17 protein-coding genes and 1 tRNA gene are annotated in these 19,387 nt (G+C 42.8%); 8 read left to right on the top strand and 10 right to left on the bottom strand.

Annotated features, from left to right (window positions below; all coding sequences use genetic code 11):
• Nucleotides 1-2: 2 nt before the first annotated feature.
• From ACFQ3S_RS07370 to ACFQ3S_RS07350, 5 genes are all read right to left on the bottom strand, one after another.
• Nucleotides 3-3,239 (bottom strand): efflux RND transporter permease subunit, encoded by a 3,237-nt coding sequence (locus ACFQ3S_RS07370; RefSeq protein WP_377162840.1) that lies wholly within the window; start codon nt 3,237-3,239, stop codon nt 3-5.
• Nucleotides 3,240-3,252: 13 nt separating this feature from the next.
• The gene (locus ACFQ3S_RS07365; RefSeq protein ID WP_377162838.1) at nt 3,253-4,644 is read right to left on the bottom strand and encodes a TolC family protein; all 1,392 of its coding nucleotides are present in this window, start codon (nt 4,642-4,644) and stop codon (nt 3,253-3,255) included.
• 96 nt (nt 4,645-4,740) lie between these two features.
• Entirely contained in the window at nt 4,741-5,070 is a 330-nt protein-coding gene (locus ACFQ3S_RS07360; protein WP_377162836.1) for a hypothetical protein, read from the bottom strand.
• Nucleotides 5,071-5,857: 787 nt separating this feature from the next.
• Nucleotides 5,858-5,944: transfer RNA gene (locus tag ACFQ3S_RS07355), tRNA-Ser, on the bottom strand.
• Nucleotides 5,945-6,025: 81 nt separating this feature from the next.
• Entirely contained in the window at nt 6,026-8,089 is a 2,064-nt protein-coding gene (locus ACFQ3S_RS07350) for an HD family phosphohydrolase (RefSeq protein WP_377162834.1), read from the bottom strand.
• Nucleotides 8,090-8,365: 276 nt separating this feature from the next.
• On the opposite strand from ACFQ3S_RS07350, the gene ACFQ3S_RS07345 reads away from it, so the two are divergent.
• Nucleotides 8,366-9,289, top strand: coding sequence for a hypothetical protein (locus ACFQ3S_RS07345; protein WP_377162832.1), 924 nt, complete (start codon nt 8,366-8,368; stop codon nt 9,287-9,289).
• A 156-nt stretch (nt 9,290-9,445) separates the two neighbouring features.
• Here the strand turns inward: ACFQ3S_RS07345 and eutC are convergent, their stop codons facing one another.
• The 3 genes from eutC to eat are packed head-to-tail and all read right to left on the bottom strand — an operon-like array spanning nt 9,446 to nt 12,933.
• A complete protein-coding gene (eutC, locus tag ACFQ3S_RS07340; protein ID WP_377162830.1) occupies nt 9,446-10,201 on the bottom strand; it encodes an ethanolamine ammonia-lyase subunit EutC in 756 nt (251 codons plus the stop codon).
• A gap of 3 nt (nt 10,202-10,204) precedes the next feature.
• On the bottom strand, nt 10,205-11,581 hold the full coding sequence (locus ACFQ3S_RS07335) for an ethanolamine ammonia-lyase subunit EutB (RefSeq protein WP_377162828.1): 1,377 nt from the start codon (nt 11,579-11,581) through the stop codon (nt 10,205-10,207).
• Nucleotides 11,582-11,583: 2 nt separating this feature from the next.
• Nucleotides 11,584-12,933: an ethanolamine permease gene (eat, locus tag ACFQ3S_RS07330; protein WP_377162826.1), complete on the bottom strand. Its 1,350-nt coding sequence runs from the start codon at nt 12,931-12,933 to the stop codon at nt 11,584-11,586.
• Nucleotides 12,934-13,502: 569 nt separating this feature from the next.
• Here eat and ACFQ3S_RS07325 point away from each other — a divergent pair.
• From ACFQ3S_RS07325 to uxuA, 3 genes are read left to right on the top strand one after another with little or no spacing between them, the layout of a single operon-like run.
• Nucleotides 13,503-13,814, top strand: coding sequence for a DUF4982 domain-containing protein (locus tag ACFQ3S_RS07325; RefSeq protein ID WP_377162824.1), 312 nt, complete (start codon nt 13,503-13,505; stop codon nt 13,812-13,814).
• On the top strand, nt 13,783-14,034 hold the full coding sequence (locus ACFQ3S_RS07320) for a hypothetical protein (protein WP_377162822.1): 252 nt from the start codon (nt 13,783-13,785) through the stop codon (nt 14,032-14,034). Before ACFQ3S_RS07325 ends, ACFQ3S_RS07320 begins: the two co-directional genes overlap by 32 nt.
• A 23-nt stretch (nt 14,035-14,057) precedes the next feature.
• Complete coding sequence (gene uxuA, locus ACFQ3S_RS07315) at nt 14,058-15,245, top strand: mannonate dehydratase (RefSeq protein ID WP_377162820.1); 1,188 nt, start codon at nt 14,058-14,060, stop codon at nt 15,243-15,245.
• Nucleotides 15,246-15,269: 24 nt separating this feature from the next.
• On the opposite strand, the gene ACFQ3S_RS07310 is transcribed toward uxuA, so the two are convergent.
• Both ACFQ3S_RS07310 and ACFQ3S_RS07305 read right to left on the bottom strand, forming a co-directional pair.
• A complete protein-coding gene (locus ACFQ3S_RS07310) occupies nt 15,270-16,031 on the bottom strand; it encodes a C40 family peptidase (protein ID WP_377162818.1) in 762 nt (253 codons plus the stop codon).
• Nucleotides 16,032-16,115: 84 nt separating this feature from the next.
• On the bottom strand, nt 16,116-16,469 hold the full coding sequence (locus ACFQ3S_RS07305; protein WP_377162816.1) for a 4Fe-4S dicluster domain-containing protein: 354 nt from the start codon (nt 16,467-16,469) through the stop codon (nt 16,116-16,118).
• 109 nt (nt 16,470-16,578) lie between these two features.
• Between ACFQ3S_RS07305 and ACFQ3S_RS07300 the strand changes: the two genes are divergently transcribed.
• The 4 genes from ACFQ3S_RS07300 to ACFQ3S_RS07285 all read left to right on the top strand — a co-directional run bounded on the left by ACFQ3S_RS07300 (nt 16,579) and on the right by ACFQ3S_RS07285 (nt 19,367).
• Nucleotides 16,579-17,601, top strand: coding sequence for an acyl-CoA reductase (locus tag ACFQ3S_RS07300; protein WP_377162814.1), 1,023 nt, complete (start codon nt 16,579-16,581; stop codon nt 17,599-17,601).
• A 21-nt stretch (nt 17,602-17,622) separates the two neighbouring features.
• Complete coding sequence (locus tag ACFQ3S_RS07295) at nt 17,623-17,826, top strand: fructose-6-phosphate aldolase (protein WP_377162812.1); 204 nt, start codon at nt 17,623-17,625, stop codon at nt 17,824-17,826.
• A 6-nt stretch (nt 17,827-17,832) separates the two neighbouring features.
• Nucleotides 17,833-18,516 carry a cell division ATP-binding protein FtsE gene (locus tag ACFQ3S_RS07290; protein ID WP_377162810.1) on the top strand — a complete coding sequence of 228 codons (684 nt, stop codon included), beginning with the start codon at nt 17,833-17,835 and terminating at the stop codon, nt 18,514-18,516.
• Between the two features lie 230 nt (nt 18,517-18,746).
• Complete coding sequence (locus ACFQ3S_RS07285; protein WP_377162808.1) at nt 18,747-19,367, top strand: nucleotide exchange factor GrpE; 621 nt, start codon at nt 18,747-18,749, stop codon at nt 19,365-19,367.
• The last annotated feature ends 20 nt before the right edge of the window (nt 19,368-19,387 follow it).

Raw genomic sequence — 19,387 nt, 5'->3', positions numbered from 1 at the left:
TTTTATTTATGATTTAAGATAAGATCTTCGGTTGAGTTTTCGGGCATTAATGACGATGAATCATAAGTGGTTTTATTTTGTACCCAGGCAAATACCAGTGGTAGAATGAACAGAGCCGCAATTGTGGAGGCAAATAAGCCGCCAATTACAGCACGGCCTAAGGGAGCTGATTGCTCACCCGCTTCACCCATACCCGAGGCCATGGGAATCATACCGGCTATCATAGCCAAACTGGTCATTAAAATAGGCCGTAAACGGATAGATGCACTGGTTACCGAAGCCTTGGTGGCATCCTGATAATCCAGTCTCAGTTTTTCGGCATTGGTCACGATCAGGATAGCATTAGCAACCGATACCCCTACCGACATGATCATCCCCATATAACTTTGTAAATTTAGGGTTGAACCGGTTAACAGCAACGCGCCGATAGAGCCTAACACAACTGCGGGCACGGTTGACAGTACCGTTAATGAAAGTTTCACTGATTGGTAGTTGGCGGCCAGTAGTAAAAAGATAACCAGGATAGCAAAAAGCAATCCGTTTTGCAGGCTGGATAAAGTATCGGTTAATAAGCTCGACATACCCTGCACTTGGGTAACAATACCTTTTGGTGGGGTACCCAACGACTTCACCGCTGCCTGCACAGCATCAGTAGCAGAGCCCAAATCTTTCTGATGAATATTGGCACTTACGGTCAAATAGCGCCGCGGCCCTGTGCGGTCATACTCGCCGGGAACATACACGGTTTTAAACTCGGCCACATCACCTAACACCGGGCTATTTTGCCCTTTCACCAAGGGTATCTCCCTAATCTCATCCATGTTGTTCATCACATACTCCGGTATTTGCACCTGTACCTGGTATGTATTGGAGGCCTTTTCATCCAGCCACTGGTTCTTTTCCGAAAAACGGCTGGATGAGGTACTGGCTGTTACCGAGCGGGAAATTTCGCTAACATTTAAACCCATTTGAGCCAGCTTCAACCTGTCCAAAGTAATTTTAACAACCGGGAATTTGAGTGGTTGGTTAATCTGCACATCGCGCAGGTAATCTACTTGTTTAAGTTTGTTAACCAGTTTATTGCTATAAGCTTCTATCTGCGCCATATCCTTACCTGCTACCGTTACTTCAATAGGTGTAGCGGCACCCTGGCTCATGATCTTTTCGGTCATGTCTATCGGCTCAAAGGTTACCCGCAGTTCAGGAATGGCATAGGCAATGTTCTTACGCAATGCCTCTTTGAAGTCATCCATGTTCACATGGTAGTCGGCATCCAGGTTTACCTGTAAAATAGCCTCATGGGTTCCTGTGTTAAATACATATAGGTTACTCACCCCGTAGCTGCTTGGTATCAAGCCAACATACCCCGAGCTAATCGCCACATGATGATTGGATGTGCTGTCTACAATCTGCAAAACCTGTTTGAGCTTGGTTTCCGTACGTTCCAGTCTCGTACCATCGGGTTCTTTAATCCTTATCTGAAACTGTCCGTTATTTAGTTTAGGCATCATGTCCTTACCAATGAGCAGGAAGCCACCCAAGGCTAAAGCCAAAACTAATACCAGATATACCGGTACGATCATTTTTTTATTAGGCATCCATTTTTGGATGATGGTCATATATCGTAGTTTAACCCGTTCGAAAAAGTCATTCTGTTCAGGATGATCTTGTTCCGCTTTCAAATGGCTGCTTACCTGTTGCTCTTCCTGCCTGTCTAATGCCTCACCGGCATGAGCATGTGTCTGTCCATGATGTCCGTGCTGATATTGTTCGGCATTGATCATCCAGTTACTCAAAATAGGGACCAACGTTTGAGCGATGATATAGGAAACGATCATTGTTAAGCCGATGGACAATGATAGCGGCAAGAACATAGCTTTGGGAACACCGGTCATGAGGAAAGACGGTGCAAATACGGCCAAAATACAAAGCAAGATGAGCAGTAAGGGGAACGATATTTCCTCGCAGGCATCATAGATGGCGAGCTTTTTAGATTTGCCCATTTCCAGGTGCTGGTGAATATTTTCGATTGTCACCGTAGCCTGATCGACAAGGATGCCAATAGCCAACGCAAGCCCGCTCAGCGTCATAATATTAATCGTCTGTCCAAAAAAGCCCAGTAGCATAACACCAATTACGATCGAAACGGGAATAGTAATTACCACAATTAAACTGCTACGCCAGTCGCGTAGAAAGAGCAGTACCATTAAGCCCGTAAGTATGGCGCCTAAGCCGCCTTCGGTCAATAAACTCTCCACGGCATTAATCACGAATACCGACTGGTCAAATTCGTAAGAGACTTTTACATCATCGGGTAATAAACTTTGAATATCGGGGATCTTACTTTTTAATGCTTGTACCACGGCCCAGGTAGAGGCGTCGGCTGTTTTTACAGCGGGGATATATACCGAGCGCTTGCCGTTAATCAAGGCGTAACTTACAGTCACATCGGCCCCGTCAGATACCCGTGCAATGTCTTTCACAAACACAGGACTACCGTTTTTGCTAATCACTGGGATGTTTCCAAAATCTTCTACCTTACCAATCAGTGAATTCATAGTGGTAACGTACATGGTGTTATCCATACGCAGGTTACCCGAGGGCGACATCACGTTGTATTTGGACAACGCACCAACCACTTCATCGGGTGTTAGGTTGTAACTTCTCATCTTGTTAGGATCAACGTTGATAATAACGGACCTTGAATTGGCACCAAATGGTGGCGGAGCCGACAAGCCGGCTACGGATGAGAACATTGGCCTTACGCGTGTGGTGGCCAGGTCATAAATATCCTTTAAGCTTCGTGTTTTAGAAGATAGTACCAATTGCCCTACTGGCAGTGAGGAGGCATCGAAACGAAGTACCTGCGGCGGCAATGCCCCGGGTGGAAAAAACTTCATGGCCCGGTTTACCTGTAAGGCTACCTGCGCGGAGGCTTCGCCCATATCGGTACCTTCGTAAAAGCTCAGTTTGAGCAAGGTTAGCCCTTGTATATTTTTACTGGTGATAGATTTGATCCCATTCACATACAGAAACTGATCTTGCAAACGGGTAGAAAAAAAGCCTTCCATTTGCTGGGGCGACATCCCTCCGTATGATTCGATCACATACATGGTGGGCATATTCAATTGCGGGAAGATGTCTATCGGAATTTTGATAGCGCTAAGCACCGAGAATAACAAAAGGCTGATGGTCACAATAACTGTTGTGACCGGCCTTTTCAGTGCAGAAGTAACCATTGACATAATAGGTTTAGTTTAATAGGTTAATAACTGTGTTCACCTGGTTTTCGGTCACTGCTTTTTGGAACAGTGCCTGGGTATAGCTGTACTTGGCCGATATATAGTCGATCTCTGCACGATATAAAAGACTCAGCGCCGCATTAAGCTCGATAATATCGGTTAGCCCACTTTTATAAAGTGAGAACTTTTGCCGGTAAGCTGCAGTGGCCGCCTTGAGTTGTTTCGGTATTTCCAAAAGCCGCTCCATGGCTGTTGCCACGTTGGCATCGGCCTGCGTTGCGCTCGCCGCCAAGAGCACCTTTTGCTCATTCAATTTGGTGAGCATATATTGCGAGTTGATTTTTTGCGTGGTAAGCTTAAGATTCTTCCGTTTCAGATCAAACAGGTTATAAGTGATTCCTACACCTACCAGGTAATTGCCACGCTGAAAACCCCAGCCGTTGTTTAGGCTGGTGTAACCATTGTTGGCATCTAAACTGGCGGCACGGCCCCAGGCTGCCGCCTGAAAAGACACTTTGGGATTATAGCTTTTTTTGACCAGATCTTCACGCTGAAGGCTGTTATCGTATAAAGTCTCGTAGTATTTGATAACCGGGTGGTTAAGTGTGTCGGCATAGAACAAACGGCTTTCGGCCGACTGGGCAAACAGCTTGGTTTCGGCCGTGGTATCCGGTACAATCGCCTGGTAAGGCACACCGCTGATAACCGATAATTTTAGCTGAACCTGTTTAGCCTGGTTCTTCAGCTCAATATAGTTCAGCCTTGATTTGGATAGCTCGGCCTCGGCTATGCTGGTATCAACACCTGCACGTATCCCGCTTTTGGCCAAAGCTTGTATCGAGCGTCTGATCTCCTGATTGCGCTGAATATTACGGGATTGGATCTCAATGAATTCCTGTAAACGGAGCAGTTGCAGGTAATTGTCAATGGTATAGGCTTGCAGGTTATATTTGGAGGTATTAAACTGGCTTTGTTGCACCGCTACATCAGCACTGGCTACTTTATTTTGAGCTTTATAAGCACCAAAATTATAGATCTCCATATCGAAAGCTGCGATGCCCAGGTTGGATAGTACAGCGGTAGAGTTGCTTTCATCGCGCACCCCCCTGTTATTGGTAGGTACCATTCCAAACCCAAAGTAACCGCCACCCACGTTATTGTTGGTGCCAAGGTCGGCCTGGTAGTTCAGTTTGAGGTTGGGAAGCCAGTTATAACCTGTTTCGCGGGCCTGCGCCTCTTTAATTAATATGGCCGATGAATCGGTGAGCAGGGTAGGCGAATTTTGGGCTACCTGGTTCAGCAATTGTTTAAGGGATATGCTTTTATCGGGAACCTGTGCGTATAACGAACCGGATGCCAGTAGCAACAACGCCAGGCACCAGCTATGTTTAAAACGTAGCATTGTGATAAATACTTAAATGATGTGAATAAAAAAGGGCACAACGGATAGCTGCACTTAAAAAATCTTGATCCGAGGGGAACGGACGATTTTATTACCTCAAATGGTAAGCCTGCAGGTAAGCAGATAGATAGGATCGGTAGACGTTAAATCTTGTTTTTTCCGGCCATTATACTGGCCGAAGGTATTGTTATTGTATATGCAAAGTAAGGGAAACAGTTTTAAAAGTAATGCACCGATAGTTAAAATAAACTTATCGGCATTTTCTTTCAACATAGCCCGAAAAACTATAGATTTTGTGATTGCTTCCTCCATAAATTCCGGTTTGCGCTTGGCAAACACTTTGACAAGCAGGGTATTTTCTGGTGCTTTTTCCTGCAGTTGTTCATACACACTAAAACCCAGGAATGGCTTGGCAAGAAACAACATTGCCGCTATTGAAAGGATAAGTTTATATGTTTTTAACTGATGCACGATGTGTTTTTAACTCATTTAATGCCTAAAGGTGAGAAGTTTTTACGTGTTTTCTATTTGGTAACAAGAATGTTGCGAATGATATATTTCCAAGATATATTTTTATCCTTGAATTACTTTCTCCTAAAACCGTTAAATTTGCCATGGTTGCAAATTATTAATGATGCACATACGCTAAACTAACTGTTTTTGGTAAAGCTCACATTATAGCAAATGCCCCGATAGCAATAATTATTTGTACCCTTACGGAACTTTAAGATCGAGACATTGTTTAAAAGCGATATGATAAAAAGCTTTACCGCACTTTCCTAAAATAAGCAACTCAATATCAGTATTTGCTATTACGAGTTCCTGCTGCCCAGCCTGGCAATTAATAAATTAGAACAGTATATAATTGACTCGGGCACCAAATGCCCGATAAATACAAACCGGCAACCAGCTTTCAGAAAAAAGCTCAGTAAAATCAGTTACCATATACTTTGTTTATAGCTTGCAAAATGTCCAGGTAATGTTGAGTTCCTTACATCCTCCTTGTTACCGGATGCCCTACTGACCTGAGCTTTCCATGAGGATGTAGCCCATAACCACTTTACTGATACATCCCGCAATTTTTCCGTTCAAAATAATTTTCAATTTGATGTTAATCAAACGTATCCTTATATATTTTGATTATGTCCCAACATAAAAAAGCCTCTAAATCTTTAATTTAGAGGCTTTTTGCAAATATTGAAAAGAGTATCAGCGGTGAGGGAGGGATTCGAACCCTCGGTACAGTTTCCCGTACGTCAGTTTAGCAAACTGATCCTTTCGGCCTCTCAGGCACCTCACCAATATTTATTAACATACGTCCCCGTTTGGGATTGCAAATATAGCAATTCAAGTAAGCCGTCAAAAAATAAATTCAAGTAATTTAATAATCTATCCTTACGTGGTAAATGCTCATCAGCATGCGCTTAAATATCTGTTTAATAGTTTCCAAATCTTTCAATGTAATATCACTGTCTTTCAATTGGTTCTGGCTGAGTTTGTAATTTACAATACGGTCTACCAGGTCGCTGATGGACTGCGCATCGGGTTCTTTAATGGAGCGAGAAGCAGCTTCAACCGAGTCGGCCAGCATTAAAACACCCGTTTCTTTACTGAAAGGGATAGGTCCTGGGTAGCGGAAAATGTTTTCGTCGATGAATTTTTCGGGGAAATTTTTCAAAAACGACTGGTAAAAATAATCGACCCGTGTATTGCCGTGGTGGGTACGGATAAAGTTGATGACCTCATTGGGCAGGTTGGCTTTCTCGGCAAGTTCCACCCCCTTACGTACATGCCGAATGATGATCTGCGCGCTTTCTTCATAAGGCAGCTTATCGTGCGGGTTAAAGCCTGCCGTTTGGTTCTCTATAAAATACAGCGGGTTCTCCATTTTACCAATATCGTGGTAAAGTGCCCCTGCCCTAACCAATAAAGCGTTACCGCCTATACTAAATATGGCGTTCTCGGCCAGGTTAGCTACCTGCAACGAGTGCTGAAATGTGCCTGGTGCTTTGAAGGCCATTTCGCGCAGCAGGGTAGCATTGGTGTTAGTAAGCTCTATGAGGGTAAGATCGGAGGTGATGAGGAACACCTTCTCAAAGGCGTAGATCATAGGATAAGCCAGCAGAGTAAGCATCACACTTACTACAAACGGAAAAAATTCGGCCCATTCTATATTATATATATCCCCTTCGCGTATAAACGAAATCCCTAAAAAAGTAACCAGGTAAGTAATTGTAATTAATAATGCCGATGTTAAGAATTGCCCCCGCCTTAGTAAATTTTTGATGCTGTAGATAGACACCATACCCGCCGTAATTTCATAAAAAGCAAACTCGAAGCTGTTGGGTACATAAAATCCGGCAATTAATATCACCAGCAAATGAATATTAAGCGCCAGCCGGGTATCGAATAAAATACGGATGATGATAGGTACTATACAGTAAGGTATGTAATAAAGGTTAGGCAACTGAATGTGTATTGCCCAGCTCAGCGTGGCAAGCATAGCGGTTATTACGAGCAATATGAGTCCTACCAAACGATTATCCTGGTAAATATCTTTCCTGAACATCTGTAAAAACACAATCAACAGTGTTACGGTGAGGCCAACCAGCAAAAACTGACCGAAAAATACCAGCCTGCGGTTACCGTTCACCCGGGCGCTGTCTTCAAAATACTTTTTGTACGAAAGTAGCTTTTGGTAAACCTCATCGTTAATAACGGCTCCTTTAGTAATAATCACCTCGTCTTTTTGCACCATACCTTCTGTAGCCGATATGTTTTCGAGGGCACTGCTTTTTAAACGATTGGTTAATTTATCATCATAAAGCAGATTGTTTTGCAGCCTATTTTGCAAAAGATCCAACAGGTAGGCTTTATTGAGGTTTTGCAGCGTGAGTTCCTGCTCAAAGTAGGCCAGGGCTTTTTCTTTAGTGTACAGGCCCGATGTGTTTTTGGTGGTCGCCGTATTTTTGTTAGCTACTGTAATATTGTAATTATCGGTATCGGGTTGATTTTTTATACCCAAGGTAATAAGGCCGGTGCCATAAACCCGGTTGAGTAGTACCCTTCCAACATCTAAATAATGCAGGCGCTGCTTTTCGGGAAGGCCTGAATTGGGCCATTTCAGGTTAAAATCGTTTATATACCCTTCTATTTGCTGCGGTTGTACGTTTTCGTTAAGCTGGTATATGGGCGCAACATTTTGCAATACCGCTTCTTGGTCTCGTTCAAGTTCGGCGCTGGTTTTTAAAATGGCAAAGTTATAGGGTGCAACCAGGTCTTTTTGATTCCATATACGACCTTTTTCAAATTCGTACCTGAATTTAGTTTGCTTGGGTAGCGCTAAAATAATGAGAAATACGCTGAGCAGTATCATTAAAAACTTTACTGCAACCGCATATTTGCGTAATACTGCCCGCTGACGTGAAATACTAAATTTTGCCATTAATAGTGTTATATCAAATATAGTGCGATTTTTGCACGATAGCTAATTGTTGCAATTATACTGTAAATTGCAACAATAAACCCGATGAACGTTTTCCCTGAATAATTTAAATTGTTTAAACTATTTAAGTGGAGATCCGTGTTATGGTCAAGGTTTGAGTTTATTAAATACTTAAAAAGCTTACAAGTTTTCAACAAGCTCTGGCTGATAAATAATTTGCTACGCTTAAACTTAATTAAACAAAGAGAGTATATGTTATATACGTTCAATAGCTGCATGAAAATAACACTCCTACTCATTATACTTTTTGTTACCTGCCCTTTCGGGATAGCTAATGCCCAAGGTTTTAACACACCCGATCAGCTAAATAAGTTACGCCCCATGCAGGATAGTTTGATAAAGCTGGGTAAACAAATTGTCAACAATGAAAACGACCTGGAACGCAAAAACGCCAACTATACCTTCATTCGCACTTTAGTTAAAGCCTTGCAAGTACCTAATTCTTATGCCTATAATTTCGATTCGTTAAAGACCATTAGCATTATGCGGTCGCCCGATAATAAATTCCGTGTGTTTACCTGGTTTGTAATGAACGAGGACGGAAGTTACCGCTTTTACGGCACCCTACAAATGAACACCGGTGGCAAATTGCAGCTTTTCCCGCTCGAAGATTATTCGCCCCTGTTAAAAAACCCCGAAGATTCGGTTAACACTAACCGTAAATGGTATGGTGCTCAATATTACAAAATCATTCCTGTTGTAAGCGGCCCTTCCCCCTATTATGTTTTATTAGGCTGGAAAGGCCACACCGTTAAATCTACCAAAAAAGTTATTGAAGTATTGTCCTTTAAAAATGGACAGCCCGTATTTGGTATGCCGGTATTGAGCGGCAATAAAAAAATACGTAACCGGGTCATATTTGAATATAACCGCCAGGCCTCCATGTTGTTAAGATATGTGCCCGAACAAAGCTTAATTGTATTCGATCACTTGTCGCCACCCGATGATAAAATGAAACTGCAACAGGAAACCTACGGTCCCGATCTTACCTACGACGGATACAAACTCTTGAAAGGTAAATGGCAGTACAAAGACAATCTGGACATGCGCAACGTACCCTCCCCCGAAGATGTGGATATAGTTGACCCCAGGAAACAAGCCATTACAGACCGGAATTCCTTGCCTCGGCGAAGAAATTAGGCGGAGCAACCGGTTGAAACTGTATTTTTTGGATGATTACATTAATATGGAATGCATTGCAGGTAGCCGGTATATGATATAACAAAATAAGCAATTGAAGCAAAGCATTAAAAGGGTTTTAAAACAGAATCGGTAATATAAATTAAAGAACATTTATTACCCGTTAAGTAAACCTGCATTATCCTTTAAATTTACGCCCGAAAGCCTTCGTTTAAAAGCTTCCTGCACCAGGTAAAAAATCTTTTGCGCAGCTATATCAAAACTTAATCCGGCCGGCCGGATGTTAGATACACAATTGCGCGATTCGTCTGTTAAGCCCGGCTTAGGGTTATAGGTAAGATAAGCCCCCACACTATCTGCCGAACTTAAACCTGGCCTCTCGCCAATAAGTATGATGGATAGTTTAGCTTGTAAAGCATAGGCAACCGGATCGGCCAGGGCCACTCGTGATTGGCTGGCCAGTATAAGAGGCGACAAGCTATATTTCAGCCCTTTAAACAAAATCATTAAAGCATTAATGAGCGGTATAGCATTGGTGTTAACAGCATGGGCCGACAATCCGTCAGCTACTATAATGCAAATATCACAAGGCGCGGCATGTACGTACAGCGTTTGCGCCGATGCCTCATGTAGTTGCCTCCCCATATCGGGCCTTTGCAGGTATTGCTCGCGGCTTTCGGCATTGCTATGTACTCTAAAGATGGGGAGATCGTGGTGTTGCAACCCTTCAATCAAGCCATCAACGTTAAATTCCGAATAGATAGCATCCCGTGCATGCGCATGGGCCAGTTTTAATTGCAGCGATTGATTTAAAGGAATACTGTTACCCACTCTGCCCAGTGCTATACGGGCGGCGGTAAATGCTTTCAAACTTGCTAACAAATCATGATTATTAATTGCTGGTTTATTCATGTTTTAAAATAAGTGATCTACCAACCAATTTGTCATACGGGTTTGGGTTAGCTTGCCCATTTCATCGGTAATACCTTGTTTAATAAGCCATTGTTCAAACTCGGGTGCGGGTTTTAAGCCCAGTACTTTACGCACATATAAAGCATCATGAAAAGATGTAGACTGGTAGTTGAGCATAATATCATCAGACCCTGGCACACCCATTATAAAGTTACACCCGGCTACGCCCAGCAGGGTTAACAGGTTATCCATATCATCCTGGTCGGCCTCGGCATGGTTGGTGTAGCAAACATCTACCCCCATGGGTAACCCTAATAATTTGCCGCAAAAATGATCTTCGAGCGCTGCGCGGATAATTTGCTTACCGTCGTATAAATATTCGGGGCCAATGAACCCTACTACAGTATTTACTAAAAGGGGCGTATATTTGCGCGCAACCGCATAGGCACGTACCTCACATGTTTGCTGGTCCACCCCGTGATGTGCATTTGCCGATAAACAACTACCCTGCCCGGTTTCAAAATACATTACATTTTGCCCTATGGTTCCCCGGTTTAATGATAAGGTAGCCTCGTACGCTTCATCTAATAACGACAGATTAATACCAAAGCTGGCATTAGCTTTTTGTGTACCAGCAATAGATTGAAAGCAAAGATCGACCGGAGCGCCGCGGTTAATGAGGTGCAATGTAGTGGTAATATGGCTCAGCACACAAGATTGGGTTGGAATTTCAAACTGCTGCCTAACGCTGTCAATAAGGTTCAGCAAATTCATTACCGCGGCCGGGCTATCGGTAGCCGGATTAATACCTATTACGGCATCACCACTGGCATACAGCAAACCGTCTATCATACTGGCAGCTATACCTTTAGGATCGTCGGTTGGATGGTTGGGCTGCAAACGGGTAGAAAACCGCCCTTTTAAGCCAATGGTATTACGAAATTTAGTAACCACCTCACACTTTTGCGTAACGGTTATCAAATCCTGGTTTCGCATTAGTTTGGATACGGCGGCAACCATTTCGGGCGTAAGGCCCGGTTGTAAAAGTTGTAATTGATAGTTATCCACCTCCTCGGTGAGCAGCCAATCGCGCAGTTCGCCAACAGTTAAATGGCTAATAGTTTGAAAAGCATTCACATCATGACTGTCTATGATCAACCGCGTAACATCATCATCCTCATACGGAATTACGGCTTCTTCCAGAAAATTTTTCAGCGGAACATTGGCCAGGGTGATCTGCGCAGCTACGCGTTCTTCATAACTTTCGGCAGCAATACCAGCCAATGCATCTCCAGTACGAAAAGGAGAAGCTTTGGCCAACAGATCTTTCAGATCGTTGAACCGGTAAACTTTATGCCCTATAGTGTACTGATAGGCCATAGTTATTCTGTTAAAATTACGCCAGACTTTTCGAGCATGGTGTCACCCATAATTGGAGTGCGATGCCGGCCAGTAATTACAAATAGTGCTGTAGCAACAGCTAATCCTAAAATGAAAATACCGCTTACCCACAGGTTATACCAAACAATGGCTATTAAACATATAAGCGACATTATTAAGGCTATAGCCGGAAAAACAGGGTAAAATGGTGCTCGGAAAGGCCGGATCAGTTGAGGTTCTTTTAGTCTTAATATAAACAAACTTACCATGCTCATTATATACATTAACACTGCTCCTAATACCGATAGCACAATAACCTGGCTGGTAGTACCGGTATATAATGCCATAAAGCTTACCAAACCACCTGCCATAACCGACCAATGAGGCGTTTTAAACCGATGATTAATTCGGGCTAAACCACGTGGTAAATACCCACTCCTGGCCATAGCAAATACCTGCCTCGACGAGGCCAGTATTGTACCATGAAACGAAGCCACCAACCCGAATAAACCAATGCTTGCAAATAGCTTAGTGAAACTATTATGCCTACCTAAAACTACTGAAATAGCTTCAGGAAGAGGATAATCGAGGTTGCTGAGCTTGCGCCAGTCGGTTATACCGCCAGTTAATATCATAACCCCAAGGGCCAAAAATGCTAATGTAGCCAAGCCCGATATATAGCCTACAGGGATATTTTTAGATGGCTCTTTCACCTCCTCTGCCACCATGGCCACACCCTCAATTGCCAGGTAAAACCAAATGGCATAAGGTAGTGCGGCAAAGATGCCCGGCCACCCGAAAGGCATGGGGTTAGCCATAAAGTTATCTGCCTTAAAATGAGTACCGACGATCCCCATAAACAGTAGTAATTCGGCGACGGCCAGTATGGTAATAAATACAGAAAATGCAGCCGACTCCCTGATACCCAGTATATTAATAAATATAAACACTACGTTAAAAAATAATGCCGACTGTAATACCGGAATAGCCGGATATAAAAAATGAAGATAACTTCCTAATGCAAAGGCAATTGCCGGGGTAGCTAATAAAAAATCTATCAGTGTGGCATAACCAGCCACCAGGCCGCCGAAAGGGCCCATAGCACGGTAGGCATAAGCAAAGGCCCCACCTGCATGCGGTATAGAGGTAGTTAGCTCTGTATAGCTGAAAATGAAGGTAATATACATTAACGTGACCAGGAGCGTGGCTATTAAAAAGCCAACCGTGCCTGCAACACCCCAGCCGTAGTTCCAGCCAAAATACTCACCGGATATGACGAGGCCTACGGCTATGGCCCAAAGGTGTATGGGCTTTAATGTGCGCTTTAATGTTTCGGTTGCTGGTTTTGCCATAAAGCTTATTATTGCGCATTAAGATAGTAAAAACGGGTTATAAAAGTTCTGTATTATTTTATTAAGTAGATAAAACTTTAAATTTCTTTAAAAAACTACAATAACTCACCAGCTAATTATCAATATTCACGATGATCGTTTCAAAACGCACTAACCATTCGTTAAATAACTCAAGTTTAACGCAACCGTCATTTTTTTATAAATTCTAACCTCATCCCATTAAAGCTGCCCTGTTAAGCTCACATTTTTTAAATAATACGGTTGAATTGCATGTGTGAGAGAATAGGGTGTTATTACAGTACGGCAACCGCTTAAAATATTGGTTTTGTAAGTCAAAAATTTACAACTAATCCAGCTTTTTTAGGCTAAGTAGCTGGTTCATAGCTTATATTTACATCACCAATTATACATACCCATACACATGATGAAAAAAATTTACCGGGCATGCTCATGCTATTGGTAAGCAGTGCCTGTTTTTATAAAACTCATTTGGTGCATACCGAAACCAATTTACAATAGCTGCAAAACAGGTAAAACCAGGTCACAACTGGCCGGTAAGGTGGGGCAACGTGGGCGAAGAAAAAGAGATTATAGTCTACTCAAAATGCAAGCAGGCCGAACTATTAGTGAACGGCAAAAGCTACGGCATAAAAAAGCGTAATAGCCAGGATTTTCCAGCCGCGGGTTTACGCTGGAAAGTTGTTTTAAACGAGAGTAACAACACGATTAAGGTCGTCGCTAAAAAAGAGAAGTCATTTATTACCACTGAAATTACCCAGGCTTACCAAACACAAAAATGGGGCAAAACGGCCGAGGTTATCTTAGAACAAACAGAGGAAAAAAACTGGTTTGATTACCGCACAAGTCAAACTGGTAGATAGCAACAATATACCATGTTTGGATCCTGCCAACTGGATTAACTTCGGTTTACAAGGTGATGGACTGATGCTGAACGATTTGGGTACCTCCAACGGATGGCGAAAAATGCAGGCTTACAATGGCCGGGCTATTATTAAGATTGACACTCAAAAAGTAAAAAGTATTTTAAGCGTAAAATCGCCCGGATTATCAACTGTATTCTTAAATTTAGCGGGTAAATAATTTACTAACCTATATACAAAATAATGAGTTTAGAACAAACATGGCGCTGGTACGGTCCTAACGATCCGGTTTCGTTAGCTGATGTTAGGCAGGCCGGTGCTACAGGCGTGGTTTCGGCCCTGCATCATATTGCTAACGGGCAAGTTTGGCCGATGGAAGAGATCAAAAAAAGACAGGCTATTATTGCAGAAGCCGGCTTAACCTGGTCTGTTGTGGAAAGCGTACCCGTGCATGAAGATATAAAGAAACGCACAGGAAATTATGCCGGGTATATTGAAAACTATAAGCAAACACTTTTAAATTTAGGCGAATGCGGAATAGATATTGTGTGCTACAACTTTATGCCCATATTGGATTGGACCCGCACCGACCTGGATTACCAACTGCCCGATGGCTCAACGGCTCTGCGTTTTGATGTAACCGCCTTTGCCGCGTTCGAGCTGTACTTACTAAACCGTCCGGGTGCTGAGGAAACCTATACCGCTCAACAAAAAGAGGTTGCCAAAGCCTACTTGGCAGGGATGACGGACGAGGACAAGAAACTGCTGATTAAAAACATTATAGCCGGTTTACCAGGTTCGGAAGAAGGTTATACGGTTGAGCAATTTTTAGAGATCCTGGCTTCTTATAATCATGTGAACGATGATGCATTAAAAGCTAACCTTTATTACTTCTTAGAGCAGGTGATCCCTTCGGCAGAGCAAGCCGGCGTATTGATGTGCATTCACCCTGATGACCCGCCGTACCCTATTTTAGGTTTGCCGCGCGTGGTAAGTACCGAAGCCGATATTCATGATCTGTACAAAGCGGTAGATAGTTACCATAATGGCCTAACCTATTGCACGGGTTCGTTCGGCGTACGTGCCGATAATGATCTGGCTGGCATGGTTGAACGTTTAGGCCACCGCATTCACTTTATTCACCTTCGCGCTACCAAGCGCGATGAATTAGGCAACTTTCACGAAGCTGACCATTTAGATGGTGATGTAGATATGTTTGCGGTAATGAAAGCTTTAGTAGCCGAACAGGAACGCCGCAAAGCTGCAGGTGAAAAACACCTGCGCATGCCTTTCCGCCCCGATCACGGCCACAAAATGCTCGACGATCTGCATAAAAAAACTAACCCGGGCTACTCGGCTATTGGCCGTTTAAGAGGTTTAGCCGAATTAAGGGGATTAGAATTAGGAATAAGAGGCTTTATGAAAGCTTAAATATTATCACACAACTGCGGATCATTACATATACCGCTTAATGATCCGCAGTTGATGTGTATGCTTTTTAAACTCTTCCGAATAAATACCCTGGCCATCAATATGGTCTATTTTTACTTTGCCCGATGCATGTATAATCTGCTCATTATTGAGCATAATACCTACATGAATAATGCGGCCTTCGGCATTATCGAAAAACGCCAGATCGCCCGGTTTTGCCGCGGGTAAAAAATCTACCACCTCACCTTGCTCTGCCTGCTGGCTTGCATCTCTGTTTATTGTGATGCCATGCTGCTTAAACACCGTTTGTGCAAAACCCGAACAGTCGATACCGAAATGCGTGCGGCCACCCCATAAATAAGGCGTGTTTAAATAAGTTTTAGCTGTTGCAATAAGATCGCTTGCAGGTTCACCGGCATCATTCAAACCAAACACATCATTGTTGATCCAGCTGCTGCCATTTTCATAAAAAGGCAAAGTACTGCCAGCCGGTAAATAGAGCAGGCTATTATCGGCTTGCTTATTAACCAATGTCACAGGCTGGGTAGTTAAGGTCCGTTTATCTTCCTGTATAGTCAAATAATCTTCTTCATTTAAAGCAGAAACCTGTACATTACTAATCCACCCTTCGTATTTATCATAGGTAGTTTTAACCTTTATCCACTTTTCCTGCCACTCCGTAATTTCATAAGTTTCACCAAAAAGCAACTGCGAAACCATTTCACCACTTTCACGCGGTTCGGCCCTAAGGGGTATAATTGCTAATGTGCTAATGCCGTATTCCATGCTACTAAGTTATAATTACTTAAGTAAAACAAAAAAGGGACGCTCACGCATCCCTTTATAAATTTTTTATACCAATAGAAAGGATTACCCTTCCATGTGCAGCCATTCTTTCTTGGCTATCAACTCTTCTTTGGTTTCGCGTACGTTCTCATCGTCTACACAGCAATCTACCGGGCAAACGGCAGCGCACTGCGGCTCATCATGAAAGCCTACACACTCGGTACATTTATCGGGAACGATGTAATAAATATCATCGGAAATTGCGGCTTGTGACTCGTCGGCATTTAAAGTATTGCCATCACCAAAATCAATAATTCCCTTTAATTCAGTACCATCCGAAAAACGCCAGGCAGCGCCGGCATCGTAAATAGCGTTATTGGGGCATTCGGGCTCACATGCTCCGCAATTAATACATTCGTCTGTAATTATAATTGCCATATATCTGTATCTCTATTGTATTATATTCTGATTAACTTTGCGCCTTTGTAAGAAGCTTGCAAATATAACAAAAAAAACCTTTATAGGTTTCCACTTCCCTACTGTATATATGTCAGTTTTAAGTAAATCATATTTAATCCAAATAATAGCTGAGTTAGGCCACCGTTTACTCAATCCAAGCCCAACACTGCAACAACTTATACAAGGCGAAAGCAATTATAATGCCTGGTTTACACCCGAAAGTGTGCAACAGGCGGTAACGGCAACCGGCCTTTCGCTTACAGAAGAGAACTTAACGAAGTGGCTGGATAAGTATGACCTACCCAATCACGCCCCTAAAAGGGTGGGTTTAATACTGGCAGGCAATATCCCGATGGTTGGTTTTCATGATGTGCTTAGCGTTTTAGTAAGCGGAAACATTGCCCTCATTAAAGCATCAACACAAGACGCCCGCTTAATTAAGCATGTGCTGCAATTACTGATTGATATAGAACCCGAAATTGCAAACCGCTACCAATTTATAGAACGGTTAGAAGGTTTTGATGCGGTAATAGCCACCGGCAGCAATAACAGTTCCCGTTATTTCGACTATTATTTTAGCAAGGTGCCCAACATCATCCGTAAAAACCGTAACAGCGTGGCCGTACTAACCGGCGAGGAAACGACGGAACAATTGCACTTGTTAGGTAAAGATATATTTGATTATTATGGCCTGGGATGCCGCAATGTATCGAAACTGTTGGTTCCTGAAGGTTATGACTTTATACCGTTTTTTGAAGCTATAGAAATTTACCACCCTATTGGCAACCACCATAAATTCCATAACAACTACGATTATAACAAGGCTATATACCTGGTAAACGGCGATAAGCACCTCGATAACGGCTTTTTGCTGGTGAAAGTAGATGAGCGTATGGTATCGCCCCTGGCGGTTTTGTTTTACGAAGAATATCAGGATTTGGCTGCAGCGCAGGATTGGCTTGCCAAACAAAGCGAACAAATTCAGTGTATTGTAAGCACGGCAAATTTACAGGTGAATAACCAGGTAGTTGGTTTTGGCCAAAGTCAGCAACCGGCGCTTTGGGATTATGCCGATGGAATTGATACGATGCAATTCTTGACTAATCTTTAATTTTACGTATTTTTGAAGGGCATGTATATTATCAAAGTAAAAGGCGTTGCCAAAATACCCGACTATGTACAACTGCGCGACGAGCAGTTTACCCTGCTGGCTTATTTTAGGGTAGACAGGCCCGATAAATCGCTGGATAAGGTTGGCCTGGCCGACAAAACCGAGTATATTATGGGGTTGATTAAAGACCTGCCCTTCGGACAAATTTTAAAACTTGAACTGTAACAACAAATGATAGGTAACTCCATTATAAAACTGCAAGGCGTTGACATTTTTCAACAAAAACACCTGGTATTATCAGACGTGAACCTGCATATTGATAAAGGTGATTTTGTTTGGTTAATTGGCCAAACCGGCTCGGGTAAAAGCAGTTTGCTGAAAGTGATATACGGAGACCTAAACATTAATACCGGCCAGGCACATGCCGGAGGTTATGATCTGAACAAGTTACCAAGTCGTGATGTACCTTATTTACGTCGTAAATTGGGCATCGTTTTTCAGGATTTTCAATTGTTGACCGACCGTACCGTTGAGCAAAACTTGCTTTTTGTGATGAAGGCCACCGGTTGGAAAGATAAAACCTTGATTGCCGAACGCATTCGCGATGTGCTGGAAAAAGTGGGTTTGCGTTCCAAGATCAAGAAAATGCCTCATGAGCTTTCGGGTGGTGAGCAGCAGCGTGTGGTTATTGCCCGTGCCTTATTAAATGATCCTGAAATTATTTTGGCCGATGAGCCTACCGGTAACCTGGATCAGGACACTTCCGAAGAAATTGTGATGCTGCTGAAACAGATCAGCCTTGCGGGTACTGCCGTTGTGGTAGCCACGCACGATTACCATATTATCCGCACATTTCCGTCGCGCATTATTAAATGCGAATCGGGAAAGGTGCTGGAAGATGTACAGATAGCGTAAAACTACAGAATCAAGAAGTTAGAGTCAAGAATCAAGATGCAATTGGCTCATGGTTCATAGTAGAAGGTTGTTTTTGTTATGAACCATCATCTACGAACCATGAAGTATCTGACAACTGAATACTGCCAACTGACAACTCTCTAAAGCCAACTCTACCTGTTTATTTACCCTCATACTGACAGCCTGACCGCTTTAAGGTCGTGGCAAGGTACTTGATTTGCAACATAATCATGAACTTTAAAGACATGTTTAACAAGAATAAAAAGCAAGACACACCCACAACAGAAGATATAAACGAAGTGAATACGGAGAATACTACCCCCGAAGAGCAGGCAGAAAACCCTTTGGCAGACGAATTGAATGTTAGTGCCGAAGTTGAAGAAACACCGGTAAACGAGGTATCGGCTGAAGTAAAGCTGAAAGAAGATCTGGCATTGGCTAACGATAAATACTTACGCCTTTATGCCGAATTTGATAATTATAAACGCCGTACTACCAAAGAACGTGTTGACCTTTTGCAAACTGCCGGTAAGGAAGTAATTGTATCGATGCTGACCGTGCTGGATGATTTTGAACGTGCTGCTAAAGCCATGGAAACTTCTACCGATGTTAACGCGGTTAAAGAAGGTGTGGCGCTGGTACAATCGAAACTTAAAAGTATTTTAACTCAAAAAGGTTTAAAAGAAATGGAAACCAAAGGCACCACCTTTGATGCCGATATACACGAGGCTATCACCAGCATACCCGCACCTACCACTGACCTTAAAGGCAAAGTGGTTGACGAGTTGGAAAAAGGTTACTACCTGAACGATAAGGTGGTACGTTTTGCAAAAGTGATTGTTGGAGCTTAAATTTTGGTGATTAGTTGATT

The organism is Mucilaginibacter terrae (assembly GCF_042679325.1).
GTDB classification, from domain to species: domain Bacteria; phylum Bacteroidota; class Bacteroidia; order Sphingobacteriales; family Sphingobacteriaceae; genus Mucilaginibacter; species Mucilaginibacter terrae.
This window is presented reverse-complemented; position numbering and strand designations above follow the sequence as displayed.

What these genes read in the sequence shown, in the direction of transcription:
- eutC (WP_377162830.1), bottom strand. Translation starts at nt 10,201, where the DNA reads ATGAATAAACCAGCAATTAATAATCATGATTTGTTAGCAAGTTTGAAA.
- ACFQ3S_RS07310 (WP_377162818.1), bottom strand. Translation starts at nt 16,031, where the DNA reads ATGGAATACGGCATTAGCACATTAGCAATTATACCCCTTAGGGCCGAA.
- ACFQ3S_RS07300 (WP_377162814.1), top strand. Translation starts at nt 16,579, where the DNA reads ATGTCAGTTTTAAGTAAATCATATTTAATCCAAATAATAGCTGAGTTA.
- uxuA (WP_377162820.1), top strand. Translation starts at nt 14,058, where the DNA reads ATGAGTTTAGAACAAACATGGCGCTGGTACGGTCCTAACGATCCGGTT.
- ACFQ3S_RS07360 (WP_377162836.1), bottom strand. Translation starts at nt 5,070, where the DNA reads ATGTTGTTTCTTGCCAAGCCATTCCTGGGTTTTAGTGTGTATGAACAA.
- ACFQ3S_RS07335 (WP_377162828.1), bottom strand. Translation starts at nt 11,581, where the DNA reads ATGGCCTATCAGTACACTATAGGGCATAAAGTTTACCGGTTCAACGAT.
- ACFQ3S_RS07370 (WP_377162840.1), bottom strand. Translation starts at nt 3,239, where the DNA reads ATGGTTACTTCTGCACTGAAAAGGCCGGTCACAACAGTTATTGTGACC.
- ACFQ3S_RS07305 (WP_377162816.1), bottom strand. Translation starts at nt 16,469, where the DNA reads ATGGCAATTATAATTACAGACGAATGTATTAATTGCGGAGCATGTGAG.
- ACFQ3S_RS07345 (WP_377162832.1), top strand. Translation starts at nt 8,366, where the DNA reads ATGAAAATAACACTCCTACTCATTATACTTTTTGTTACCTGCCCTTTC.
- ACFQ3S_RS07290 (WP_377162810.1), top strand. Translation starts at nt 17,833, where the DNA reads ATGATAGGTAACTCCATTATAAAACTGCAAGGCGTTGACATTTTTCAA.
- eat (WP_377162826.1), bottom strand. Translation starts at nt 12,933, where the DNA reads ATGGCAAAACCAGCAACCGAAACATTAAAGCGCACATTAAAGCCCATA.
- ACFQ3S_RS07295 (WP_377162812.1), top strand. Translation starts at nt 17,623, where the DNA reads ATGTATATTATCAAAGTAAAAGGCGTTGCCAAAATACCCGACTATGTA.
- ACFQ3S_RS07365 (WP_377162838.1), bottom strand. Translation starts at nt 4,644, where the DNA reads ATGCTACGTTTTAAACATAGCTGGTGCCTGGCGTTGTTGCTACTGGCA.
- ACFQ3S_RS07285 (WP_377162808.1), top strand. Translation starts at nt 18,747, where the DNA reads ATGAACTTTAAAGACATGTTTAACAAGAATAAAAAGCAAGACACACCC.
- ACFQ3S_RS07350 (WP_377162834.1), bottom strand. Translation starts at nt 8,089, where the DNA reads ATGGCAAAATTTAGTATTTCACGTCAGCGGGCAGTATTACGCAAATAT.